Below are 23142 nucleotides of genomic sequence, written 5' to 3' on the forward strand. Positions count from 1 at the left end.
GCGGCCATCGGCACCGAATGCGTCAAACCATCAATTCAAGGTGATTGCTATGCGTTACGTTTCGCTGGAGTCGAAGAAGGACGAGCTGCTGCTGGCGGCTCGCGTGTTGATGATGATCCTGTTCGTGCTGTTCGGCTGGCAGAAGCTGAACGGCTTCTCGGGCACGGTTGCGTACATGGCATCGACGGGCGCACCGTCGCCCGAGCTGTCGGCGGTGATCGCGGTGGCGGTCGAGCTGGTCGGCGGCGCGCTGATCGCGGTCGGTTTCTATACGCGTCCGCTCGCGCTGGTGTTCGCGGTCTATACGCTCGCGACCGCGTTGATCGGGCATCGCTACTGGGCACTGCAGGGCATGGACCAATACCTCGCGATGATCAACTTCTACAAGAACATCAGCATCATCGGCGGGCTGCTGTTGCTCGCGGTGAGCGGGCCGGGGCGCTATTCGTTCGACCGGAAGTAAGCGGGCGCGAGACTTCGTGCCGCACGACGGGCCCGGTGCGCGCAATCACGCACCGGGCCTTGTTTTTATCGATCGCACGTCGTCGACGTGCGATCGAAATCGACATCGGCTGCATGTTCTCGTATAGATTGGGGGCCCTTATCCCCTTTCATCGTTGGCTACCGTGTCGCATCCGACCATCCTTCTCATCGGCGCGTCCGGCCTGCTCGGCCGCGCGGTTGCCGCATCGCTGTCCCGCGAATCGTCGCTGATGCTGATCGGAACGATCCGCAATCCGGACACCGCGGGCGCACGGCGGCTCGCTTTGCCGCCGGAAAACGTCGCCCGACTCGACGCGCTCGATCAGCCGGCGCTCGAACATCTCTTCGCAACCCGTCGCCCGGCCGCCGTGATCATCTGCGCCGCCGAACGTCGCCCGGACGTCTGTGAACGCGACCCCGCGGCCGCGCGTGCGATCAACGTCGACGCACCGGCCCGCATCGGCGCGCTCGCCGCGCGCTACGGCGCGTGGACGCTCGGCATCTCCACCGACTACGTATTTGACGGCAAGGCTGCGCCTTACCGCGAAGACGCCGCGCCGAACCCGCTGAACATTTACGGCCGTACCAAGCTGGACGGCGAGGCCGCATTGCTCGCCGCGTCGCCGCTTGCGTGCGTGCTGCGGCTGCCGTTGCTCTACGGCCCGATTGTCGACTGGCGCGAATCGGCCGTCACGAGCCTCGTGCCGGCGATCGTCGCGTCCGCGCGACCGGGCGCGGACGCAGTCGGGATGGACGCGTGGGCGATCCGCTATCCGACCTACACGCCCGACGTCGCGGCGGTCATCCGCGACCTGACGCTGCGCCATCTCGCGGGTTCGCCCGTCACGGGCATCCGTCATTGGTCGGGCGAGGAGCCGATGACGAAGTACGTCATCGCGCATCGGATCGCGGCCGCGCTCGGCGTCGACGCGGCGCTCGCGCCGATCGACACGCCGGCCGATGCGACGCCGCGTCCGTACGATTGCCACCTGGATGCGTCGCGCGTGCGCGCACTCGGGATCGATCATGCGACGCCGTTCGCGACGGGGCTGCAAGCCGTGCTGCGCGACGCGCCGCAGCTGCCGTAAGCGCGTCGGGTTGCAGGGTGTGGCGTCGCACCGCGATGCCGCAACGCGTGGCAGCGGCCGCTCATCGCCGATGCAAGGCAAGACACTCCACTGCGCAACATTCCCGCTTGGCCGGACGCGTCAGGGCCGCGTGGCGGTGCGTCCGGTTCGCCGATGCCCTGACGCATGCGAAAAATCACGAGAGCAAGAGAGGGCTCATCGTGATATGTCTGCGTCTCGGATGCGATCGCGCGCGCGACTTCGCGCGTGCCCGTGCCGGGCCAGGCCGACTGCCTTCTGGCCGCGTCGCCCGGAGAAGTGGAACGTTACGTCATCCATATCGATGTCGGCACGTTCGATGCGCTGCGACTCGGGACGAGCACGGATTTTCCGCAGCCGGATTCACCAGACTGCGATCCGCGTGCGACCGTCGTCGGTCCGCGCCGACAATGCGACCCGGGCGACGATGCGCAATGACATGGCCGACGCCGGTGTGTCGCCGATCGCGTTCAGCGAACCGCTCGCGCGGCGGCCACCCGTGTCTCGCGCTCGACTGGCTGTTCGACCGCTAGCAAGTCGATGCGCGCGGCAGCGACTCGCCGCTGCATCACGACACGCACGCGTGCAGCTTCGGCACGCAAACCGCTGCACCGGCGTCGACGTTCGCCGGCTGGCGCAGGCAAGTGTGCGCGGGACCGCAAAAGTCCTCGAACATGACGGATGCGCACTGCTATCATTCGCGCCATGCCGCGCCTGCGCCCGTGCCCGGGTGCGGCGCCAGGTGGCGAGGAGGTCGCCACCGACGGCTCGCCGCGCGCTCGGACGCGGCGTGCCATGTGTTGCGTGGCGATCCCGTGCGGTTTTCGACGACGGCGTGGCGTTCGGTACACTTCGAAAGGCTTACAGGTCCGGGCCAACGAGTCACATATCGCAACACTGATTGGCGGAACTTCGTGATAGGTTCGGCCATCGGAGGTTTTTTGAATAAAAACATGCCCAAAGAGGATGAATACATGACCCAGGCTCTGCGGGATCTCGAAGCACAACTTCGGGACCTGAATATCAAGCTGTCGGAAGCCAAGCAGAAGGAGAAGCAAGCCGCGCTCGCGGCGTTCAAGGAGCAGGTCGAGTTGTTGGGCATCACGCAGCAGGAAGTGCTGAGCGCCCTCGGCTACATCGTCCAGCGAAAACGCAAGGCGCCTGCCAAGTATTACGATCCGACGACCGGCCGCTCGTGGTCGGGCCGTGGCCCGCGACCCAAATGGCTCGAAGGCAAGGATCTCGATACGCTGCTCGTCGACCGCGAAGCCAAAACCTGGTGGCCCGGCGACGATCAGGGCTAAGGCTGCACCGCACCGGCACCGCTCCGGTGTCGTTCGACCCGCGCCGGAGGCGACGCCGGCCTCGCAACACCCGCCTCATCGCGTTCTTTCGGTGTCTCGCCTGACGGCGGGATCGCCGGCTTCAATATCTTTCAAAGTCATTTCATGCGCTGCCTGCTTCCATTCCCGGAAGCGGGCAGCGCGGCGCTTTCCGCGTGCGCGTCCGGCGCCCGTCATGCGCGGGAACAGGCTTTAGAATGTCGCCCGGACATTTCCGGCAGGACACCATGGCAGCAAACATGAAATCTTCGGCGCTTGGCGATCCGGCGACGCCGCGCGGCGAACAGGTCGGCGCTTACGCGTGGAAGGCGCTGGCCGGCTCGGCGATCGGCTATGCGATGGACGGCTTCGACCTGCTGATCCTCGGCTTCATGCTGCCGGCGATCACGGCGGCATTGCAGCTCACGCCCGGGCAGGGCGGCGCGCTCGTCACGTGGACGCTGATCGGCGCCGTCGCGGGCGGCATTCTGTTCGGTACCCTGAGCGATCGTTACGGCCGCGTGCGCGTACTGACCTGGACGATCATGCTGTTCGCGGTCTTCACCGGCCTGTGCGCGTTCGCTCAGGGTTTCCGGGATCTGCTCGTGTATCGGACCATCGCGGGCATCGGCCTCGGCGGCGAGTTCGGAATCGGCATGGCGCTCGCGGCCGAAGCGTGGCCGGCGAGCAAGCGGGCACGCGTGTCGTGCTACGTCGCGCTCGGCTGGCAGACCGGCGTGCTGCTCGCCGCGCTGCTGACGCCGATGCTGCTGCGCCATGTCGGCTGGCGCGGGATGTTCGTAGTCGGCGTGCTGCCCGCGCTACTTGCGTGGATGCTACGCAACCGGCTGCACGAGCCGGAAGTCTTCGTGCAGCGCGCGACGCGGCCGCGGGCCAACGCGTTCCGGATGCTCGTCGCCGACGGCCGCACCGCGCGCACGAGTCTCGGCATCGTGATCCTGTGCTCGGTCCAGAACTTCGGCTACTACGGGATCATGATCTGGCTGCCGACCTTTCTGTCGAAGCAGATGGGCTTCTCGCTGACGAAGTCGGGGCTGTGGACGGCGGTGACCGTCGTCGGAATGATGATCGGCGTCTGGGTGTTCGGGCAGCTCGCCGATCGCATCGGCCGCAAGCCGACGTTTCTGTTGTACCAGCTCGGTTCGGTCGTGACGGTCATCGCGTATGCGCGCCTGTCGGACCCGACGGCGATGCTCTGGGCCGGCGCGCTGATGGGGATGTTCGTCAACGGGATGGTCGGCGGCTACGGCACGCTGATGTCCGAAGGCTATCCGACCGCCGCGCGAGCGACCGCGCAGAACGTGCTGTGGAACATCGGCCGCGCGGTCGGCGGCTTCGGGCCGGTGGCGGTCGGCGCGCTGGCCGCGCACTACTCGTACCAGACGGCGATCGCGTTGCTCGCCGGCCTATACGTGCTCGACATGGTCGCGACGCTGTTCCTGATCCCGGAACTCAAGGGCGTCGAACTCGAATGATGCTGCGCGGCGCGCGCCGGGTTTCGCGACCCGTCGCCGCGGCACGGTTCAATTCAAATTCATCACCGGAATTCACGATGCAACGCAACATCCGAACGATCGGCGTGATGGGCTCGGGCAAGGAACCATGGCTCGCGTTTTCCGAGCCGCTCGGCGCATGGCTCGCGCAGGCCGGCTTCAATCTGCTGACGGGCGGCGGCCAGGGCGTGATGCTGGCGGTCGCGCGCGCATTCGTCGGCGTGCCGGGGCGGGCCGGCCGGTCGATCGGCATCGTGCCGACGCAGGCCGATGCGCACGCGGGCTTCGTGCCGCTCGACGGCTATCCGCATCCGTTCGTCGAGATCCCGATCCTCACGCCGCTGCCGCGCCGCGAACCGGGCGCCGATCCGCATATCATCAACCGGAACTACGTGAACGTGCTGAGCAGCGACCTGATCGTCGCGCTGCCCGGCGGGCACGGGACGGCCGAGGAGATCGTGCTCGCGCAGCGCTGGCGCAAGCCGCTCATCTGCCTCGGGCCGGACGGCGAGTTTCGTGAGCTCGCCGCGGGCGCGACGCGCACGTCGTCGCTCGACGACGTGATCCGGTTCATTGACGCAACGTTCGCGGCGGCGTTGCCGCATGCGGAGCGGGCACAGGGATAGTGGCCGTGGCCGTCGCGCCGTTGCCTGACGCGAACTGCCCCGTCAGCGCCCGGTCTTCAGTTGCGCCCACAACCGGTTCTGGAGCCGACGAATCTCGGGCGGCATCGGCTTGAGCAGCGTCATCTTGCTCAGTACCTCGTCGGACGGATAGACCGACGGATCGCGCGCGATCGCGGGCTTCACGAACTGGCGCGCGGCCTTGTTCGCGGTCGGGTAGAACACCGCATTGGTGATCCCGGCGTTGACCTTCGGGTCCTGCAGGTAGTTGATCCACTTCAGCGCGGCGTCGCGGTTCGGCGCGTCCTTCGGGATCACCATCATGTCGAACCACAGCAGCCCGCCTTCCTTCGGATTCGCGAAGCGGACCTCGTACGGACGCTTTGCTTCCGCCGCCCGGCGATGCGCGATGCCGACGTCACCGGAATAGCCGAACGACACGCACAGGTCGTTGTTCGCGAGATCGTTGATGTAACCCGACGAGTTGAACTGCGTGATGTACGGACGCACCTTCTTGAGCACCTCGTACGCGGCGCGGTAATCGGCCGGATCCGTGCTGTTCGGATCCTTGCCCATGTACTGCAGCGTCGCGGCGAACACGTCGACGGCCTGGTCGAGGAACGATACGCCGCAACTCTTCAGCTTCGCCATGTTGGCCGGGTCGAACACCAGCGCCCAGCTGTCGACCGGCGCCTTGTCGCCGAGCGCCTTCTTCACCGCCTGCACGTTGTAGCCGATGCCGTCGGTGCCGTACGCCCACGGCACGCCGTACTGGTTGCCGGGATCGGCGTCGGCGACCATCTTCATCAGCAGCGGATCGAGGTGCGACAGGTTCGGCAGCTTCGTCTTGTCCAGCGGCTGGTAGACGTTCGCCTGGATCTGCTTGGCCATGTAGTTCGACGTCGGCACGACGATGTCGTAGCCGGAGTTGCCCGACAGCAGCTTCGCCTGCAGCGTGTCGTCGCTGTCGTAGTTGTCGTAGCGCACGTGCAGGCCGGTCTGCTTCTGGAAATTCGGGATCGTGTCCGGCGCGATGTAGTCGGACCAGTTGTAGATGTTCAGCTCGCCGGCCGCCTGGGCGTTCGTGTTGCCCAAGGCGGCGATGCCCGCGACGGACATCAGGGCGGCGGTTGCGATGGCGCGACGAAGGGTGCGGAGTTGCATGGAATGTCTTCCGTATCGGAGTGCGCGGTGCTCGGCGGTTGGCGAGTCGCCGCGCCACGGTTCAAGGGGCGGACGCGAGCAACCGGCCGGCATTCGAAACGAGCGCCGGCGGTGCCTGATGATCAGGAGTCCATTTGGCCTGCCAAGCGCATCGTGCGGAGACGAAGCGCGAACCGGTCCTGTCGCGCGTCACGCGACACGATGCGCAGGTCGAACGGAATGTAGGGGGGCGCTAAGGCAGGAGCGACGCCACGTCGTCGGTGTGGATCGCGACGAACGCGCGTGCGGCGACGGCGTTGTGACGGCGGACGGAACGGCGGGACAGGATGGTGTAGATCGACAGATGCAGGCGAGGACTCTGCCGGCGGTCACTGTCGTCGGCGGACGAGACCGCGACGCGCACGTTGCGCGCATCGCCTCGTCTCCACCGCACCAGCGGGCCACGGATTCTCACGATTACTCTCGACCGGGTTGTTGAAAGTATTGAACACCTGGCGACTCGTGGACGCTTGCCGTTTCACGCTGCGATCGTCGCGGCTGCCGCGCGGCGGCATCGAGACATCCAAGCATAACGAAAGCATTCTGCAAAGCGGAATCGCCGAAACATGACCTTCCTGTGAATCATCAGGTAAATCGCTGTAAGGATGTCTCCGGATTTTCCCTAGTCATTCGAGTGCCGATGGGTTCGGTCGGCGACTATGAGCACACGGGTCGTGCGTGATGTGCGCCGGTCGGAATGCCGCTGAAGTGATGAGAATATTCGACAGATTGCCGGGCAGCATTGGCCGTATGCGCGGCTCGCGAGCGAAGTCGCGAATATCGGCCGCGACGCGAAGAAATGCGTGTGCAGTCGTCAAGCGACCCGGATCCCCAGATTCTCGATCAGCATCGCGGCCTGGTCATACGAGATGGTCGCGCCGCGCAGCACGCCCGACGCGAGCAGCTTCGGCGTGCCGCCGAGCTCCACGTCGCGCAGGTCGGCTCCATCGAACCGGACGTCGTTCAGATGCGCGTTACGCAGGCTGCCACCTTCGAACACGGCGTCGCGAAAGTCCGCGCCGGCGAGATCGGCATCCGAGAAGTCGAGCGCCACGAGTCGCGTCTTCCGGAACGAGAAACGGCGCAGGCTCGCGCCGACCAGCAGCGTGTTCGAGAATTCGATGCCGAGCGACTTGCATTCCTCGAAGTCGGCGCCGGTGAGCCTGCATTCGTCGAAGCGTGCGGAGCCGAGCTTGCTGCGGCGCCAACTGGTGTTGTTGAGATCGCACGACTGAAACTGCGCGTCGTCGAGATCGGCCGACGCGAAGCTCGCCTGGCGCGCGCGGCAGCGAATCCACGCGGTCTGCGCGAGCGTCGCGCCGAGGAACGACGCTTCCGCGAGCGCGCAGCGCTCGAACCGCACGCCGCGCAAATCGAGCCGCGACAGGTCAGCACCTTCGAGGTCGCAGTCTTCGAGATGAATCGGCGCGGGCGAGCCTTCGACGAGAAGCAGCAGGTCGGCGCGATCGAGTGTTCGGCCGGAGACGGAAGCTCCGCAGGTCGTCATGGGGGACTCCAGTGTGAGTTGAAAGGTACGTGGCCGGTATCGGATGGCATCGGCCGGGTTGCGCGACATCGCGCGCGCTGCCGTTCAGCGCGCCGCCTTCATCCTGGCCGCGACCGGCTTGCCGGCCGGCTTGCGCTGGGATGTCCACAGGATGCGCATCTGCGCGCGCATTGCCGGCTCTTCCACCGGAATCAGGGAGTACGCCAGCGCGATGCGACTGATCAGCGCGATGACGTCGTCAAGTGCGGGCACCTGCGCGCCGTGCAGGGCGGCGTATTCGCGGTATGGCTGTTCCAGCACGCGTTGCCACATCGGTGCGACGTTCTCGACGATGTAGCCGAACACTTCCGTCGGGACGCTCGTGGCAAGGTAGTTGTGGTGAAAGCCGCCGTGATGACGATCGCGATAGCGCACCGCGAAGCACACGCTTTCCTCGCAATAGGCCTCGAAGTCGTGCTCGAAGCCGGTGAGTGCGCGCTGCATCTCGTCGAAGAACACGGCATTCTCGACGCCGATCACGCCCTGGATCAGTTCCTTCTTCGTGCCGAAATAGCGGTAAAGCGTGCGTCGAGAAATGTTCGCGCGACGTGCGACGTCGTCGATCGACAGACGGTCGATCCCATGCTCGATCATCGCATCGAGCGTCGCGCGCAGGATTGCATTTCGCCCGTCGTCGACGCTGTCCATCCTGCTGGCGTCGCCCCAGCGCAGTTGTCGATCCATTCTTTTCCTCGATGCCGTGCGTCGCGCGGCGTGTGCCGGTGTGCCGACCGAATGCGTCGGTTCGGAATTCTCGCACACTTTGTCACAAATCAACTGATCTGTGACATAGCGTTTGGTGCATCAATTAGCCAGGCGCGTTCTTGAGCGGCCGGCGCGAGACGCCGGATTCGCGCGCTTTCGTGCATCATGCGGTTGCATCGGCCCGTCGAGCAGCAGGGCCGTGCGAATCATTGCGTCCGCAACCGATCCGGAGAACCGACCGCCATGTATTCGAATCTCTTTCGCCTTCGTCGCGCCCGCCTGCTCGCCGCGCTGACGCTCGTCACCACTGCCGTCGCCGCGCACGCGGCCGACTGGATCGTGTCCGGCAACGACGGCAAGTACCAACGCGTCGAAGGGCGCGACACCTATCTCGCGTCGCCACCCGCCGACACGCTGACGCTGCTCGACGCGAGCGTGTTTCCGCCGAAGGTCGCGCTGCAGATCGATGTCGAGAACGGCATCCAGGGGCCGCCGCAGGCCGTCGCGATCGCGCCGGGCGCAAAGCTCGCGCTGGTCGGCGCGCCGACGCGCTACGACGTGAACGCGAAGCAGCTCGTGTACGACACGTTCCTGCAGGTCGTGAACCTCGATGCGTCGCCGCCGGCGATCACGCGTATCGAACTCGGCACGCACCCGCAGGGGATCGTGATCGACCGGTCGGGCCGGCTCGCGCTGGTGGCGAACGTCGACGGCAGCGTGTCGATCCTGCGGATCGACGGGACGCAGGTGACGCTCGACGGCAACCTGAAGATCGGCAAGAAGCGGCTCGCGGGGATCAGCTTCACGCACGATGGCAAGCATGCGCTCGTGTCGCTGCGCGACGAGCAGGGCGTCGCGGTGCTGAATGTCGACGACGGCAAGGTGACCGACAGCGGCACACGGCTGAGCACCGGCGTCGCGCCCTATACGATCGACGTGTCGAGCGACAATCGCTGGGCTGTCGTCAGCAACGTCGGCCTCGCGGGGCTGCCGGGCTACACGGGCACGCTTGCGGGCGATGCGGATTCGGTCGCGCTGATCGACGTGTCGCGCACGCCGTTCCGCACGGTCCAGTACCTGACCGTGCCGTCGCTGCCGGAGGGCGTCGCGATCTCGCCGAACGGGAAGTGGATCGCCGTGCAGGCGATGGACGGTTCGAACCTGACGGCCGACAACCCGGGCCGCCGCAAGCTCGGCAAGGTGGTGCTGTTCGAGATCCGCGACGGTCGTGCGGTGCAGACGAGTGAAGTGCCGGGCGGCGAAGCCGCGCAGGGCATCGTGTTTACCGCCGATAGCCGGCACGTGATCGTGCAGTTCAACGTCGAGCGCCAGCTCGGGCTGTATGCGGTCGAAGGCGGCAAGCTGCGCGATACGGGCAAGCGCATTGCGCTGTCGGGCGGGCCGTCGTCGTTGAGGACGTTGCCGCGGTGATGGGTTGAAGCGTTGACGGGCGGGTCGATGCGCGTATCGAGCCGGTCCGGGATCCGGGGCTGCGCACGCGGCTCGACGCTGCGGCGCTGGCGACGGTCAGCCGCCTTCCGCAAACCGAACGGCTCGCGCCGCTATGCGGCGCGCAGCGCCAGCCGTTCGTGCCCGCGGGTCATTGACCGAGCAACGCCGGCAGGTTGCCTTCATAAAGATGAACGCCCACGTGGACGGTCTTGAACCACGAACACGCGTACAGCTTGCCTCCGCACATCCGCCATTTCCTGCAGAAAGACAGATCCTCCGACAGCGAGCGCCCGTCGGGTTCCCTCAGGAATTCGAAATGCTCGTACATGCTGGTCGAATTCGGCGACAGGTTTTGATAGCTCGGCGGGAACTGGACCTTCGTCTCGGGAAAAGCTTGCGCCATCTTCTCGAACACGCTGCGCGCGATCATCATCAGACCGGCGCCGCCCGAGTGGATTTCGGAAACCGAATCGAGCTGGATCCGGGACTCTGCACCGTCCGCCGCATACGCGGTCTGGCGGTAATCGGAGCTGAACAAGGCGAGCCGTTCGGGCGGGGCCGACGGATCCGAGCGCGCGGCCTCGGCCACCGCCGGCCAGTTGATGCTCTTGGACGGATACAGCCCGAGCATCACGTCGTGCTGCTGTTCGAACATCCGGATCACGTCGCTGCCGCGAAAGCCGATGTCCGCATCGATGAACATCATGTGCGACAGGCCGCTATGCAGGAAGCGCTCGACCGCGACGTTTCGTTGCTGATGCAACAATGCGGTGCCGCTCACGTAGAAGTATTCGAACGCCAGGCCGGCATTCAGGCACGCACGCTGAAGCTCCAGCAGCCCGTTCACGTAGGGCAGATAGCACATGCCACCGTAAGCGGGCGTGGCGACGAAAATGCCTTGTTTCATGGTCGGATGGCGTTCGTGGGTGATTGCCGTGTTCGCCTCGCGCGAGGATGACGATTCCGACCAGCATCTTACGCTGCGTTAAGGGCTGCCGGGGCCGCCGGTCGGCATTTTTCAGTGCAGCGGTGAATCGCGTCCGCTGCGCGCGCCGTCGCCGTTACGGACGCAACAGGTCGAATCCGCCGAACACGACCACGCCGCTAAGCGCAATCATCGCGACCGAATGCTGGCCGAAATAGAGAATCGCGGCAGCGAGCCACGTGGTCAGGCAGAAGGCGCCGATGCGGGCCATCGTGAGTTCCTCGAAATGCGTGATGAAGGGCGTGCGTGCCGGAGTCGGCGCGTCGTCATGCCGATGCGGGCGCGGGGCTCGCGCATCGACGGCGCCGGAGGGCATCGCGTATCGGGCCCGACCGGGCGGGCGCCGACGCGGGGGTCGCCCGCGAGGCCTTGCCGGAAGCAGCCGGTGTGCTGCGGCAGCAGGCCAGCGGGCGATTTTACCAGCGTCGACGTTCGGCTAATCTGGCCCCTTCGCGACAATCGACGGTACGCGCTTGGCAGCCGTCGCTTCAACGCACATCGGAGGGCGGGGCTAAAGTTTGATCTGACGAATGCCGTAAACCGGTTGCAAGGTATTCCCTGTTCAACCAACCCGAGTTACACCCTCAATAGGGACCGACACGATGCAGATCGATCGTACTTCCGCCGCTCAGACTTCGCTTGCCACCGGTCAGGCGACTGCCAACCCGTCCGGCACCGGTGCCGCGCCGACGGCGACGTCCACCGCGTCGTCGTCGACGGGCAGTGCCGCGCCGGCCGGCGGCGCGGGGCAGACGCCGGGCGCGTCGGGATCCTCGGCCGCGGACCCCGCAGTCACGCAGCTCAAGCAACTCATCGAGCGCTTGCAGAAACAGCTTGCGCAAGTGCAGCAGCAAATGGCGGCCGCCGCGCAGCGCGCGAAGAACGATCCGGCCGCGGCGATCGAGCAGCAGACGCTGAGCGCGGAAGCCAGCACGATCTCGGCCGCGCTGTCGACGGCGATCGCGCAGCTCGCGCAGGCGATCCAGAAGTCGGGCAGCTCGACGTCCGGCGGGCTGGTGTCGACGCAGGCCTGACGGCACGGCGGCGCATCGTCCCGCAGCGCGCGGACGCGTCGCGGCACGCTACCCCGCGCATTACAATCCGAAGCTCGTCTTCCTCGAAAGGACGGCAGAACGATGAATGCGGAATTCACCGACGACGATCTCGTCCGCTTCGACGCGCAAGGCGGCACGCCGCTGCCGGCGGCCGACACCGAAGGATGGCTGGACCACGACGGCGCGCGCATCTGGCACGCGTCGTTCGGCCACGGCGCGCCGGTCGTGCTGCTGCACGGCGGCCTCGGTCACGGCGGCAACTGGGGTAATCAGGTGCCGGCATTGCTCGCGGCCGGCTACCGCGCGATCGTGATCGACAGCCGCGGCCACGGCCGCAGCACGCGCGACGATCGCCCTTATTCCTATGAACGCATGGCCTCCGACGTGCTCGCGGTGCTCGATGCGCTGCGCATCGGGCGCGCACGCTTCGTCGGCTGGAGCGACGGCGCGTGCGTGTCGCTCGTGCTGGCTGCCCGCGCGCCGAAGCGTGTGGCGGGTGTGTTCTTCTTCGCGTGCAACATGGATCCGGGCGGCGCGAAGGAAATGGTGCCGGGCCCGCTGATCGATCGCTGCTTCGCGCGGCACCGCAAGGACTACATGCGGCTGTCCGCGACGCCGGACGAGTTCGATGCGTTCGTCGCGGCCGTCAGCGAAATGATGCGCACGCAACCGGATTACAGCGCGGCCGACCTCGCGGCGATCGCCGTGCCGGTCGCGATCGTGCAGGGCGAGCACGACGAATTCATCCGCCCCGACCATGCAGCGTATCTCGCGCACACGATTCCGGGTGCGACGCTGACGACCTGCCGGACGTGAGCCACTTCGCGCCGCTGCAGCGGCCGGCGCGCTTCAACGCCGCGATGCTGGCATTTCTCGACCGGTTGCCGGACTGACGTCCGATGGCCGGTTCACGCGCCGCATAAGATTTTCTTTAGGCTCGCGCAAAATTTCATCGATTGTTGGCAAGCGGCCGGCAAGGGATAGTCCTGCTTCGACAGGCCGGCTGCCGCGGTCCTCGCGCGGCGCAGCCGGACTTGTTGTTCACGCAACCATCACGAAATCGAAGGAACCGCAATCATGCGATTCAACGCGATCCGCATCGCCGCGACCCTGTTGGTCGCCGCGTGCGCCGCTACCATGGCTGGCCGCGCGGCCGCTGCCACGCAGGACGAAATTCACGACACCGTGACCCGCAACGTCGCGCCGCTGATGAAGCAGTTTGCCATTCCCGGCATGGCGATCGGCGTCGTCGTCGATGGCAAGCCTTATGTGTTCGACTACGGCGTGATGTCGACGCAAACCGGCAAGCCGGTGACCGGCGACACGCTGTTCGAGATCGGCTCCGTCAGCAAGACGCTGACCGCGACGCTTGCGGCAAACGCACAGGAAGGCGGCGAGCTGTCGCTCACGGACCCGGCCGGCAAGTACCTCCCCGCGCTGCAGGGCAAGCCGTTCGGTGTCGTCACGCTGCTCAATCTCGGCACGCATACGCCCGGCGGAATGCCGCTGCAGGTGCCGGACAGCATCCGCAACGACGCGGACCTGATGCGTTATCTCGACGCGTGGCGGCCTGCGTACACGCCGGGCACGCGTCGCACTTACTCGAACGTCGCGATCGGGATGCTCGGTCTTCTCACCGCGAAAGCGATGCATGAAGACTTCACAGTGCTGATGGAACGGCGGCTGTTCCCCGCGCTCGGGATGACGCACACCTACATCGACGTGCCCGCCGCACGCCAGGCCGATTATGCGCAGGGTTATACGCAGGACGGCAAGCCGATCCGGATGACGGGCGGCATGCTGTGGCAGCCGGCGTACGGCGTCAGGACGACGGCGGCCGACCTGCTGCGCTTCGTGCAGGCGAACATGGGGCTCGTCGAAACGTCGCCGCGGCTGCAGCGCGCGCTCGAACGCACGCATACCGGCTATTTCCGTGCGGGCCCGTTCACGCAGGACCTGATCTGGGAACAGTATCCGTATCCGGTCGCGCTGCCGACGCTGCTTGAAGGCAACGGGCCGCCGATGCTCCACGACGCGACGCCCGTGACCAAACTCGAGCCGCCGCTCGCGCCGCGCGCGAACACGTGGATCAACAAGACCGGCTCGACCAACGGCTTCAGCACCTATGTCGCGTTCGTCCCCGCGAAGCGGATCGCGATCGTGATGCTGGCGAACCGCAGCTTCCCGATCGAGGATCGCGTGAAAGCCGCGTACCGGATCGTCGAGTCGCTGGACGGCACGCCGTAACCTGCGCCGTGCCCGTGCCCGTGCCCGTGCCCGTGCCCGCGCTCAGGCGAGCGCGGCGGCCGCGCCCGTGGACGCGGGCACGGTGTGCGCGCCGGCCGACGACGCGGCGGCCAGGCGCCGATAGCGCGCGAGCGCCCACAGCGGGAAGTACGCGGTATAGCCGTGATACTTCAGGTAGAAGATTCGCGGAAAGCCCGGCGCGTTGTGCGACCGGTGCCACCAGAAGCCGTCGTCCTGCTGCACGGATTGCAGATACGCGATGCCGCGCTTGACCGATTCCGATTCGCCGTCGCCGAACGCCATCTGTGCGAGCAGCGCCCACGCGGTGCAGTTCGACGTGCTTTCGCCCGCATTGGTGCCGGCGAGCGCCGGGTCGATGTAGCTGTCGTTCGTCTCGCCCCAGCCGCCGTCCGCGTGCTGACGTGCGCGCAGCCACGCGAGCGCGCGGGCGATGTACGGCTGCGACGGATCCTCGCCCGCGAGCGCGAGCCCGGCCAGCACGCTCCACGTGCCGTACAGGTAGTTCGTGCCCCAGCGGCCCCACCAGCTGCCGTCGGGCTGCTGCGTGCGCTTCACGTAGTCGATCGCGCGCGCGAGCGACGCGCGGTCGTCCGCGCGCTTCGTGACGCCGAAGCAGAGCAGCACGCGACCCGACACGTCCTCGGTCGGTGGATCGAGCAGCGCGCCGTGATCGGCGAACGGAATCGCGTTCAGGTACATGCGGTCGCAGTCGGCGTCGAAGGCCGCGAAGCCGCCGTTGCGCGATTGCAGCCCGCGCATCCAGTCGAGCGCGCGCGCGACGCGCGCCGCATACGGATGCGAGCCGTCCGCGTTGCGATGCGTGCGGCCGCGGCGGTCGAGCATCGCGGTGACGACCGCGGTGTCGTCGATGTCGGGGTAGTACGGGTTCGCGTACTGGAACGCCCAGCCGCCCGGTTGCGTGTCGGCCGGCGCGTTCTCGATCCAGTCGCCGCGCAGGTCGTTCACCTGGCGCTCGGCCAGCCAGTCGTACGCGCGCGCGATGCGTGCGTCGAGTTCGTCCAGGGCGCTCGCGGGCACGCCGGTGTCCGGCACGGCCACGCCGCGCGCCTGCTCGAGCGCCATCGTGCTCCACGCGGTGTCCCATACCGGCGACAGGCACGGCTGGCAGTACATGCTGCCGTCGGGCCGCGTGACCAGCAGCTTCTCCAGCGCGTTCTCGCAGTCGCGGCGCAACGGATGATCATCCGGGTAGCCGAGCACGTCCATCATCTGGTAGCTGTAGACGATCGGCGGAAAGATCCCGCCGAGGCCGTCTTCGCCGTTCATGCGCTCCGCGCACCACGCTTGCGCATGCCGGATCGCGCGCTGCCGCAGGCGTTTCGGCATCAGCGGCTCAACATGGCGCACCACGCGGTCGAGCGCGAGGAAAGCGCGGCGCATCCCGCGCGCGGGCGGGAAGTACTGGCGTTCCTGGTCGGGCGGCGTGACGAACAGCTCGGGGATCGCGATGTTGCGCGGGTTGCGCGCACGCGCTTTCAGCGAGCACAGCACGAGCAGCGGCACCATCGTCGTGCGGGCCCAGTACGCGACCTTGTACATCGAGATCGGCACCCACTTCGGGAACAGCACGAATTCGATCGGCATGAACGGCGTCGCGCGCCACGGCACCTGGCCGAACGTCGCGAGCAGGATGCGCGTGAACACGTTCGAGCGTGCCGCGCCGCCGAGCTTGAGGATCGCGTCGCGCGCGCGGACCATGTGCGGCGCATGCTCGCTGTCGCCGGCGGCCTTCAGCGCGAAGTACGCCTTCACGCTGCACGACACGTCCGGGTCGCCGTCGACGTACAGGTCCCACCCGCCGTGCGTGTCGAGCCGCTGGATCGCACGCAGGTAGCGCGCCATCTTCTCCTGGCGCGCGTCGTCGATCTTGTCCATGAAATGCATCATCAGGATGTATTCCGCGGTGATCGTTGCGTCGGATTCAAGTTCGAAACACCAGCTGCCGTCAGGCTGCTGAAGGCGCATCAGCGCGTCGCGTCCACGGGCGATCGCGGTGTCGAGCGCGGACCAGGGGGAGGGGGCGGGTTTGTTCATGCGGCGGATCATACCATCCAGCCGGAATGTTTATATCGAGACCGCGGGTGCTAACATCGCCCCCATGAAAAAACGCCTCGAACCCGCTTCGCGCGATACCGCCGCGCCTGTCGACACGGCCGGACCGGCCGACGCACCGAGCACGCCCGAGCCCACGCCCGTCGTCGGCGTGCGGCGGAAAAAGGCGCCGGAGCAGGTGCGCGCGCAGCTGCTGCAAGCCGCGTCGGACATCGCGACCGGACACGGCGTGGCCGCGTTGACGCTCGACGCGGTCGCAGAGCGCGCGGGCGTGACGAAAGGCGCGCTGCAGTATCACTTCGCGAACAAGCAGGGCCTGCTCGATGCGCTGTTCGGGCAGGCGACCGAACGCTTCGCGACACAGATGGCCGCGCGCCGGGCGGCCGATTCGCATGGGGACGGCGCGGCGGCGCGGGCGTATCTGCATGCGGTGCTCGACACCGCGCAGCCGGCCGCGAGCACCGAGGTGCTGCGCGTGCTGGTCGCGTCGATGATCACCGAGCAGGAGACGCGCGCGCGCTGGTCGGTGCCGATGCGCGAGTGGACGCGGCCGGACCCGGTGCCGCTCGAGCAGGCGGCGACGCTGATGATTTGCCGGCTGGCCGCCGACGGACTGTGGATCTCGGAGCTGCTCGACAGCGTGGAGATTTCGGCCGAGCTGCGCGCGGAGATCGTCCGGCAACTGGACCGCATGAGCGCGGGCGAGCCGCCGGCGGGTACGGGCAAGCACAAGAGCGCGCGCGGCCGGCGCGGCTGAACGCTCAACGTCCCGACGCGTTCGGCGATCCCGCCTGACGCTCGTTTTCGCCGTGGACGTGGCACGGGCTGCGCTGCGCGGCGCGCCATAGATCCGACGATATGAAGAGAACCGTCGCGCGCACCGGCGATTTCCTGACACACGACGCGCGTACCGTGACGGGAAACGACGGCGTATCGAGCGAAAAGCCCATGCGGCGACATGCCGATGACGTCAGGCCAGATGCGGTGTTGCGGGGGAGTGGCAAGCACATGCTGACACCAGACTATGTGGAGCGCGAGCTCTCTCATATCGAGAGAATGGTCGCGCTGCTCGAAAGCGATGCGGATACAGGCGCTGCGGCGATGCCGTACGCGATGCGCGTGAGTCGTCCGGGTTACTGGCGCGCACGGATCGAGGTGCTGCTCGCGATTCCCGGCATGCCGCGCCACGTGATGAAACTCGGCAACGTGCTGCTCGCGAAGATCGACGGGATGGAGTCGCGGCGGGGGAAGCGGAAGCCCTGACTGCGCGGGCGCGCGCAGCGCATGTCGCGAAGCGCGCGACGCCTTTATCTATTATCGAGATAGTCCATATTCCGGATATCGCGTTGCGGGATAGCGCGTGCCGCCGCCAAACTTGCGCAAAATCAATTCCACCCGGAGACATTCATGCGTACGCAAGTCGGCATCATCGGCGCGGGGCCCGCGGGCCTTCTGCTTTCCCATCTTCTTCATCTGCGCGGCATCGAGTCGGTCGTCCTGGAGTCGCGCAGCCGCGAACAGATCGAGTCCACCATTCGCGCCGGCGTGCTCGAACAGGGCACGATGGACGTGCTGACCGAAGCCGGTGTCGGCGACCGGATGAAAGCGGAAGGCGCGCTGCATCACGGCTTCGAACTTGCGTTCGAAGGCAAGCGCCGCCGCATCGATCTCACCGAACTGACCGGCAAGGCGATCACCGTCTATGCGCAGCACGAGGTGCTCAAGGATCTCGTGGCCGCGCGTGTCGCGGCCGGCGGTGCGCCGTACTTCAACGTATCCGGGACGACGATTTCGGGCATCGAGACCGATGCCCCGTCGATCCGCTTCGTGCACGACGGTGTCGAACAGACGCTCGACTGCGATTTCGTGATCGGCTGCGACGGCTCGCAGGGCGTGTCGCGCACGATGATCCCCGCCGCACTGCGGCAGGACTACGAACGAGTTTTTCCGTTTGGCTGGTTCGGCATTCTCGTCGAGGCGCCGCCGTCGTCGGACGAACTGATCTATGCGCGCCACGAGCGCGGCTTCGCGCTCGTGAGCACGCGTTCGCCGAATGTGCAGCGCATGTATTTCCAGTGCGACCCGAAGGATTCGGTCGACAACTGGTCCGACGATCGTATCTGGGCGGAGATGCATGCGCGCGTCGATTCCGCCGACGGTCAGCGCGTCGTGGAAGGCCGGATCTTCCAGAAGAACATCGTCGGCATGCGCAGCTTCGTGTCGACGACGATGCAGCACGGCCGGCTGTTCCTCGCCGGCGATGCCGCGCATATCGTGCCGCCGACCGGCGCGAAGGGCCTTAATCTCGCGGTGTCGGACGTGCGCATCCTGACGTCCGCGTTGCAGGCGTTCTATGACGAAGACCGCACCGACCTGCTCGATGCATACAGCGAAACCGCGCTGCGCCGGATCTGGCGCGCCGAACACTTCTCGTACTGGATGACGCGCATGATGCATCGTCTCGACGACGCGTCGCCGTTCGAGCAGCGTTTGCAGGTCGCGGAGCTCGAGCACGTGACGACGTCGCGCTCGGCGGCGATGGCGATGGCGGAAAACTACGTCGGCGCCGTCGCGGTCTGACGCGCCGCTAGCGGGGCGGCTTTTCCGGTCGCGACACCCCGGCGTCGCGACCGGCTCCACCGTCCGAATCGAGGCAGTTCAAGAATGGCCGGGCATCAGGTCGCGATGGGCCGATTCCCTGAAATCGCCCGGTGTCTGACCGGTCTGCTTGCGGAAGTAGCGGCTGAAGTACGCGCTGTCCGCAAAGCCCATCTCGTGCGCAATCTGCTTCACGCTCAGATTCGAATACACCAGCTCGCGTTGAGCTTCCCGGATCAGATGCGCGTTGACGACCGCCGTCGTCGAAATCCCCAGCTCTTCGCGGCAGACGCGCGCAAGCTGCGCGGCCGTCACGCCGAGCCGCTCCGCATAGAATTCCACCGGTCGATGCTCGCGAAAATGCGCGTCGATCAGCTCGCGAAAACGTCGCAGCAACGTCCCGCGCCGGTCGATGCCGGCATGCGACGGCGCTGCCGCGAGATCGCTCAAGCGCGCGACATGCACGACCAGCGCGACGAGCAGCGCCATCCCGGCCGCGCCGCGGCCGCGTGACGTGCTGCGGAATTCCTGTTCGAGCAACGCGAACAGCGGCATCAGCATCGAAACGCTCGCGTCCGGCCCCTTCACCGGAATCATCGCCGCACGTTGCAGGATCGACAGCGCACCCGGCGCGACCGTCTTGACCAGCTTTTCCAGTGCGTGTTGCACGACCGTGACCACGAGGCCGTCGATTTGCGGCGAGAACTCGAATGCATGGACCGTCTGCGCGGGCAGCAGCACGAGGCACGGCGGCGCGAACGTGTGCTTCCCGCTCTCGATCACGACATGCCCGTGCCCGCCGCGGATGTACAAAATCTGCAATAGCGCATCGTGGCGGTGCGCGGCGATATGCCAGTCGTTCGGCCGGCTGCGCTCCGGTATCCATTCGAAGTTGAACGCGTCATACCAAGGCGGACGAGCCGATTCGCCATACAGATCGTAGTTAGGGATTCTCCTCATGCCGCGCGGCCTCCTGTGTACAAATTGTCCTGTTGCTTGCGGCCTTTGTCCAGTTTTCGCGCGATGCGCGCTTCTATACTTTTCTCATCGACGTAGCGCTTGCCACTGACGCATCGCGCGACGTTCCGACAGCGCATGCAGGATCGAACCGGACATTTCAATCCTATTTAAAGAGGAAACCTAATGATATCGCAAGTAGACAACCGGCAGGCGGACTGGCTTCGTCTCGATGGGCAAGTGTGTGTCGTGACGGGGGCGGCCGGCGGCATCGGTACATCGATTGTCGAAGCGCTCGTGGCAGCCGGTGCGCGGGTCGCACTGCTCGACCGCGACGCGGACAGGACGATCGCCGTCGCGGAGCGGCTGCGCACGGCAGGTGGCGATGTCGTCGCGATCGGGTGCGACATTGGCGACGCGGCGAGCGTGAGCCAGGCGGCGGAACGCGTCGAGCGCGATTTCGGTCCCGTCGACGTACTCGTGAACAACGCCGGCCTGTTGCGTGCCGGCGGCATCGAGACCATCAGTCTGGACGCATGGAACGCGATGCTGCAGGTCAATCTCACCGGCTACATGCTCTGCTCGCAGGCGTTCGGCCGCGCGATGCTGGCGCGCGGCTCGGGCTCGATGGTGCATGTCGCGTCCATCGCGGCGCGCTACCCGCAGACGCATAGCGGTGCATACAGCGCGAGCAAGGCAGCGGTCGCGATGCTCGCACGGCAGCTGGCGGCGGAGTGGGGTCCGCGCGGCATCCGCAGCAATACGGTGTGCCCGGGGATGATCCGCACGCCGTTGTCCGAATCGTTCTATCAGAGCGGCGACATCGAGGCGCGACGCAGCGCGATGACCGCGAGCCGGCGCATCGGCCGCCCCGACGACATCGCGAACGTCGTCGCCTTTCTCGCGAGCCCGCGCGCCGCGTATGTGAACGGGGCGGAGCTGGTGGTCGACGGTGGACTCGACGCGATGCTGATGGATCTCGTTCCGCGGCCGGGCTATGAGGCCGGTGCCGGCGCAAGGTAGTTCAACGACATTGCCGCGCGTGATGCAGACACACCGCGTTCAGCGGCGTGGCGGCGCGGCTGTTCCATCCATGGAGGAAGACATGATGAACGATCGGCATCGTTCGAAGCACGTCACGTGCGATCTGCTCGTGATCGGATCGGGAGCGGGCGGCCTGTCCACCGCGATTACCGCGCGCAAGGCCGGCCTCGACGTGATCGTCGTCGAGAAGGACGCGTGCTTCGGCGGCACGACCGCGTTTTCCGGCGGTGTGCTGTGGATCCCCGGTAATCACCACGCGAGTGCAAACGACGTGCGCGATACGCGCGAGGCGGCGCGCACGTATTTGCGCGGCGAAACGGGCGCGTTCCGTGACGACGCGGCAATCGAGGCCTTTCTCGAGCACGGCCCGCGCATGCTCGAATTCTTCGAGCGCGAAACGGACGTGAAATTCGTCCCGACGCTGTATCCCGACTATCACCCGAACCAGCCAGGCGGAGTCGACATCGGCCGCTCGGTCGTCGCCGCGCCGTACGACGCGCGTCGGCTCGGGCGCGATCTCGCGCGCCTGCGTCCGCCGTTGAAGACGATCACGTTTATCGGGATGATGTTCAATTCGTCGAATGCGGACCTGAAGCATTTCTTCAACGCAACGCGCTCGCTCAAGTCCGCGTGGTACGTGACGAAGCGGCTCGCCGCGCATCTGAAGGATCTCGCGCTGTACCGGCGCGGCGTGCAGATCACGAGCGGCAACGCGCTCGCTGCACGACTCGCGAAGTCGGCGCTGGACCTCGGGATCCCGATCCTGACGAACACGCCCGCACGTGAACTGGTGACCGACGGAGGCCGCATCGCCGGCGCGATGGTCGGGCCGGATGGCGAGACGTATCGCATTACCGCGCGCCGTGCGGTCGTGCTGGCGAGCGGCGGCTTCTCGCACGACGTCGCGCGCATCGCGCGTGCGTATCCACACGTTGCGAGCGGCGGCGTGCATCTGTCGCCCGTGCCGGCCGGCAACACCGGCGACGGCGCGAAACTGGCCGAGCAGGCCGGCGGCCGCGTGGAGATTCGCTATCCGCAACCGGCCGCATGGATGCCCGTTTCGCGCGTGCCGCTCGCCGATGGCCGTTTCGGGGTGTTTCCGCATCTGCTCGATCGCTACAAGCCGGGTGTCATCGGCGTGACCCGTCGCGGCACGCGTTTCGCGAACGAATCGAATTCCTACCATGACGTCGGTGCGGCGATGATCGCCGCATGTCGCGACGAGACAGAGACGGCGATGTGGCTCGTGTGCGATCGCGCAACGATCCGCAAATACGGGCTCGGCTTTGCGAAGCCCGCGCCGGTGCCGCTCGGGCCGCTGCTGCGCAACGGCTATCTCGTGCAGGGTCGTACGTTGGCGGAACTCGCGCAGCGGGCCGGTATCGATGCGGCGAATCTGGAGGCAACCGTGCGGCGCTACAACCGCGACGCCGCGCGTGGCGAGGATCCCGAATTCGGCCGCGGCACGACGTCGTTCAACCGCTATCTCGGCGACGCGAACCATCGTCCGAATCCGTGCGTGGCGCCGCTCGGCGACGGGCCGTATTACGCGCTGAAGGTCGTGATGGGCGATCTCGGCACCTTCGACGGAATCCGCACCAACGCGGTCGGGCAGGTGCTGGCCGCCGACGACCGGCCGATCGCGGGCCTGTACGCGGTCGGCAACGATCGCGCCAGCATCATGGGCGGAAACTACCCAGGTGCAGGGATCACGCTCGGTCCGATCATGACGTTCGGCTATCTGAGCGCGCGCCATATCGCGGGGCTCATCGACCTGACCAACCTCACCGAACCGACACCGTGCGCTGCCGTGGCGCATCCCGTCGACGCGCGCGCGACCGCGTGAACCCGGAGCACATCATGACTACCGCGAAAGCATTCATCGACCATCGCATCTATACGATCCGCCCGCGCGGCATGGCCGAATTCGTCGAGATCTTCGACCGACTCGCGATGCCGATCCAGGTGAAGTATCTCGGCGCGCCCGTCGGCTTCTACATGAGCGACATCGGCGCGTTGAACCAGGTTGTCCATCTGTGGGGCTACGACAGCATCGCCGATTACGATGCGCGGCGCACCGCGCGCGATGCCGATCCGGACTGGCCCGCGTATCTGCAGGCGTCCGGCCATCTGATCGTCGCGCAGGAGAGCCGCATCATCCGCCGCGTCGAGTTCCCGAGCCTCGCGTACCTCACGCGTTGAGCCCAT

22 protein-coding genes and 1 pseudogene are annotated in these 23142 nt (G+C 66.6%); 15 read left to right on the forward strand and 8 right to left on the reverse strand.

The genetic code is table 11. The features are described 5' to 3' along the window. The first annotated feature begins 49 nt into the window (after positions 1 to 49). The 5 genes from WS75_RS25905 to WS75_RS25930 all read left to right on the forward strand — a co-directional run bounded on the left by WS75_RS25905 (position 50) and on the right by WS75_RS25930 (position 5051). Positions 50 to 463: a DoxX family protein gene (locus WS75_RS25905; RefSeq protein WP_059449243.1), complete on the forward strand. Its 414-nt coding sequence runs from the start codon at positions 50 to 52 to the stop codon at positions 461 to 463. A gap of 163 nt (positions 464 to 626) precedes the next feature. Beyond that, on the forward strand, positions 627 to 1571 hold the full coding sequence (locus WS75_RS25910; RefSeq protein ID WP_059684622.1) for a dTDP-4-dehydrorhamnose reductase family protein: 945 nt from the start codon (positions 627 to 629) through the stop codon (positions 1569 to 1571). A gap of 992 nt (positions 1572 to 2563) precedes the next feature. Then, entirely contained in the window at positions 2564 to 2893 is a 330-nt protein-coding gene (locus WS75_RS25920) for an H-NS histone family protein (RefSeq protein WP_059684627.1), read from the forward strand. Positions 2894 to 3159: 266 nt separating this feature from the next. Then, positions 3160 to 4407 (forward strand): MFS transporter, encoded by a 1248-nt coding sequence (locus WS75_RS25925; RefSeq protein WP_059684629.1) that lies wholly within the window; start codon positions 3160 to 3162, stop codon positions 4405 to 4407. A 77-nt stretch (positions 4408 to 4484) separates the two neighbouring features. Next, the gene (locus tag WS75_RS25930) at positions 4485 to 5051 is read left to right on the forward strand and encodes a DNA-binding protein (protein ID WP_059684631.1); all 567 of its coding nucleotides are present in this window, start codon (positions 4485 to 4487) and stop codon (positions 5049 to 5051) included. Between the two features lie 42 nt (positions 5052 to 5093). On the opposite strand, the gene WS75_RS25935 is transcribed toward WS75_RS25930, so the two are convergent. The 4 genes from WS75_RS25935 to WS75_RS25950 all read right to left on the reverse strand — a co-directional run bounded on the left by WS75_RS25935 (position 5094) and on the right by WS75_RS25950 (position 8481). Beyond that, a complete protein-coding gene (locus WS75_RS25935) occupies positions 5094 to 6212 on the reverse strand; it encodes a polyamine ABC transporter substrate-binding protein (protein ID WP_059684633.1) in 1119 nt (372 codons plus the stop codon). A 232-nt stretch (positions 6213 to 6444) separates the two neighbouring features. Next, a complete protein-coding gene (locus WS75_RS25940; protein ID WP_082729734.1) occupies positions 6445 to 6666 on the reverse strand; it encodes a hypothetical protein in 222 nt (73 codons plus the stop codon). 399 nt (positions 6667 to 7065) lie between these two features. Further along, the gene (locus tag WS75_RS25945; protein ID WP_059684637.1) at positions 7066 to 7758 is read right to left on the reverse strand and encodes a pentapeptide repeat-containing protein; all 693 of its coding nucleotides are present in this window, start codon (positions 7756 to 7758) and stop codon (positions 7066 to 7068) included. 84 nt (positions 7759 to 7842) lie between these two features. Beyond that, the gene (locus tag WS75_RS25950; protein ID WP_082729735.1) at positions 7843 to 8481 is read right to left on the reverse strand and encodes a TetR/AcrR family transcriptional regulator; all 639 of its coding nucleotides are present in this window, start codon (positions 8479 to 8481) and stop codon (positions 7843 to 7845) included. A 264-nt stretch (positions 8482 to 8745) separates the two neighbouring features. On the opposite strand from WS75_RS25950, the gene WS75_RS25955 reads away from it, so the two are divergent. Continuing rightward, positions 8746 to 9933, forward strand: coding sequence for a beta-propeller fold lactonase family protein (locus tag WS75_RS25955; RefSeq protein WP_059684641.1), 1188 nt, complete (start codon positions 8746 to 8748; stop codon positions 9931 to 9933). A gap of 169 nt (positions 9934 to 10102) precedes the next feature. On the opposite strand, the gene WS75_RS25960 is transcribed toward WS75_RS25955, so the two are convergent. Both WS75_RS25960 and WS75_RS34760 read right to left on the reverse strand, forming a co-directional pair. After that, on the reverse strand, positions 10103 to 10861 hold the full coding sequence (locus WS75_RS25960; RefSeq protein WP_059684643.1) for a hypothetical protein: 759 nt from the start codon (positions 10859 to 10861) through the stop codon (positions 10103 to 10105). A 154-nt stretch (positions 10862 to 11015) separates the two neighbouring features. Continuing rightward, on the reverse strand, positions 11016 to 11150 hold the full coding sequence (locus WS75_RS34760; RefSeq protein ID WP_006750603.1) for a hypothetical protein: 135 nt from the start codon (positions 11148 to 11150) through the stop codon (positions 11016 to 11018). 391 nt (positions 11151 to 11541) lie between these two features. Here WS75_RS34760 and WS75_RS25965 point away from each other — a divergent pair, with 391 nt between their 5' ends. The 3 genes and pseudogenes from WS75_RS25965 (at position 11542) to ampC (ending at position 14241) form a co-directional block, all read left to right on the forward strand. Further along, entirely contained in the window at positions 11542 to 11973 is a 432-nt protein-coding gene (locus tag WS75_RS25965) for a hypothetical protein (protein ID WP_059684645.1), read from the forward strand. A 102-nt stretch (positions 11974 to 12075) separates the two neighbouring features. Beyond that, positions 12076 to 12887, forward strand: a pseudogene (locus tag WS75_RS25970) (alpha/beta fold hydrolase). 184 nt (positions 12888 to 13071) lie between these two features. Next, complete coding sequence (gene ampC, locus WS75_RS25975; protein WP_059684647.1) at positions 13072 to 14241, forward strand: class C beta-lactamase; 1170 nt, start codon at positions 13072 to 13074, stop codon at positions 14239 to 14241. A 42-nt stretch (positions 14242 to 14283) separates the two neighbouring features. Here ampC and shc read toward each other — a convergent pair whose 3' ends face one another. Then, positions 14284 to 16329, reverse strand: coding sequence for a squalene--hopene cyclase (gene shc, locus WS75_RS25980; RefSeq protein WP_059684649.1), 2046 nt, complete (start codon positions 16327 to 16329; stop codon positions 14284 to 14286). Between the two features lie 52 nt (positions 16330 to 16381). Here shc and WS75_RS25985 point away from each other — a divergent pair, with 52 nt between their 5' ends. From WS75_RS25985 to WS75_RS26000, 3 genes are all read left to right on the forward strand, one after another. Then, on the forward strand, positions 16382 to 17092 hold the full coding sequence (locus tag WS75_RS25985; RefSeq protein ID WP_059684651.1) for a TetR/AcrR family transcriptional regulator: 711 nt from the start codon (positions 16382 to 16384) through the stop codon (positions 17090 to 17092). Positions 17093 to 17193: 101 nt separating this feature from the next. After that, positions 17194 to 17598 carry a hypothetical protein gene (locus WS75_RS35140; RefSeq protein WP_257129454.1) on the forward strand — a complete coding sequence of 135 codons (405 nt, stop codon included), beginning with the start codon at positions 17194 to 17196 and terminating at the stop codon, positions 17596 to 17598. A 144-nt stretch (positions 17599 to 17742) separates the two neighbouring features. Continuing rightward, entirely contained in the window at positions 17743 to 18915 is a 1173-nt protein-coding gene (locus WS75_RS26000) for a 4-hydroxybenzoate 3-monooxygenase (protein WP_059684658.1), read from the forward strand. A 78-nt stretch (positions 18916 to 18993) separates the two neighbouring features. Here the strand turns inward: WS75_RS26000 and WS75_RS26005 are convergent, their stop codons facing one another. Further along, a complete protein-coding gene (locus WS75_RS26005; protein ID WP_059684660.1) occupies positions 18994 to 19893 on the reverse strand; it encodes a helix-turn-helix domain-containing protein in 900 nt (299 codons plus the stop codon). A gap of 183 nt (positions 19894 to 20076) precedes the next feature. Here WS75_RS26005 and WS75_RS26010 point away from each other — a divergent pair, with 183 nt between their 5' ends. From WS75_RS26010 to WS75_RS26020, 3 genes are all read left to right on the forward strand, one after another. Next, positions 20077 to 20913, forward strand: coding sequence for an SDR family NAD(P)-dependent oxidoreductase (locus tag WS75_RS26010; protein ID WP_059684661.1), 837 nt, complete (start codon positions 20077 to 20079; stop codon positions 20911 to 20913). Between the two features lie 85 nt (positions 20914 to 20998). Further along, positions 20999 to 22780, forward strand: coding sequence for an FAD-dependent oxidoreductase (locus WS75_RS26015; RefSeq protein WP_257129455.1), 1782 nt, complete (start codon positions 20999 to 21001; stop codon positions 22778 to 22780). A gap of 14 nt (positions 22781 to 22794) precedes the next feature. Next, positions 22795 to 23136, forward strand: a complete 342-nt coding sequence (locus tag WS75_RS26020) for an NIPSNAP family protein (RefSeq protein ID WP_059684699.1) — start codon at positions 22795 to 22797, stop codon at positions 23134 to 23136. Positions 23137 to 23142: the final 6 nt, after the last annotated feature.

It is taken from the genome of Burkholderia sp. FL-7-2-10-S1-D7 (assembly GCF_001524185.1).
Taxonomy (GTDB): Bacteria; Pseudomonadota; Gammaproteobacteria; order Burkholderiales; family Burkholderiaceae; genus Burkholderia; species Burkholderia diffusa.

Bases quoted from the DNA above. Each gene is read 5' to 3' on its own strand.
- WS75_RS25905 (WP_059449243.1), top strand. From the start codon at position 50: ATGCGTTACGTTTCGCTGGAGTCGAAGAAGGACGAGCTGCTGCTGGCG.
- WS75_RS25920 (WP_059684627.1), top strand. From the start codon at position 2,564: ATGACCCAGGCTCTGCGGGATCTCGAAGCACAACTTCGGGACCTGAAT.
- WS75_RS25925 (WP_059684629.1), top strand. From the start codon at position 3,160: ATGGCAGCAAACATGAAATCTTCGGCGCTTGGCGATCCGGCGACGCCG.
- WS75_RS25930 (WP_059684631.1), top strand. From the start codon at position 4,485: ATGCAACGCAACATCCGAACGATCGGCGTGATGGGCTCGGGCAAGGAA.
- WS75_RS25935 (WP_059684633.1), bottom strand. From the start codon at position 6,212: ATGCAACTCCGCACCCTTCGTCGCGCCATCGCAACCGCCGCCCTGATG.
- WS75_RS25945 (WP_059684637.1), bottom strand. From the start codon at position 7,758: ATGACGACCTGCGGAGCTTCCGTCTCCGGCCGAACACTCGATCGCGCC.
- WS75_RS25950 (WP_082729735.1), bottom strand. From the start codon at position 8,481: ATGGATCGACAACTGCGCTGGGGCGACGCCAGCAGGATGGACAGCGTC.
- WS75_RS25955 (WP_059684641.1), top strand. From the start codon at position 8,746: ATGTATTCGAATCTCTTTCGCCTTCGTCGCGCCCGCCTGCTCGCCGCG.
- WS75_RS25960 (WP_059684643.1), bottom strand. From the start codon at position 10,861: ATGAAACAAGGCATTTTCGTCGCCACGCCCGCTTACGGTGGCATGTGC.
- WS75_RS34760 (WP_006750603.1), bottom strand. From the start codon at position 11,150: ATGGCCCGCATCGGCGCCTTCTGCCTGACCACGTGGCTCGCTGCCGCG.
- WS75_RS25965 (WP_059684645.1), top strand. From the start codon at position 11,542: ATGCAGATCGATCGTACTTCCGCCGCTCAGACTTCGCTTGCCACCGGT.
- ampC (WP_059684647.1), top strand. From the start codon at position 13,072: ATGCGATTCAACGCGATCCGCATCGCCGCGACCCTGTTGGTCGCCGCG.
- shc (WP_059684649.1), bottom strand. From the start codon at position 16,329: ATGATCCGCCGCATGAACAAACCCGCCCCCTCCCCCTGGTCCGCGCTC.
- WS75_RS25985 (WP_059684651.1), top strand. From the start codon at position 16,382: ATGAAAAAACGCCTCGAACCCGCTTCGCGCGATACCGCCGCGCCTGTC.
- WS75_RS35140 (WP_257129454.1), top strand. From the start codon at position 17,194: ATGAAGAGAACCGTCGCGCGCACCGGCGATTTCCTGACACACGACGCG.
- WS75_RS26000 (WP_059684658.1), top strand. From the start codon at position 17,743: ATGCGTACGCAAGTCGGCATCATCGGCGCGGGGCCCGCGGGCCTTCTG.
- WS75_RS26005 (WP_059684660.1), bottom strand. From the start codon at position 19,893: ATGAGGAGAATCCCTAACTACGATCTGTATGGCGAATCGGCTCGTCCG.
- WS75_RS26010 (WP_059684661.1), top strand. From the start codon at position 20,077: ATGATATCGCAAGTAGACAACCGGCAGGCGGACTGGCTTCGTCTCGAT.
- WS75_RS26015 (WP_257129455.1), top strand. From the start codon at position 20,999: ATGAACGATCGGCATCGTTCGAAGCACGTCACGTGCGATCTGCTCGTG.
- WS75_RS26020 (WP_059684699.1), top strand. From the start codon at position 22,795: ATGACTACCGCGAAAGCATTCATCGACCATCGCATCTATACGATCCGC.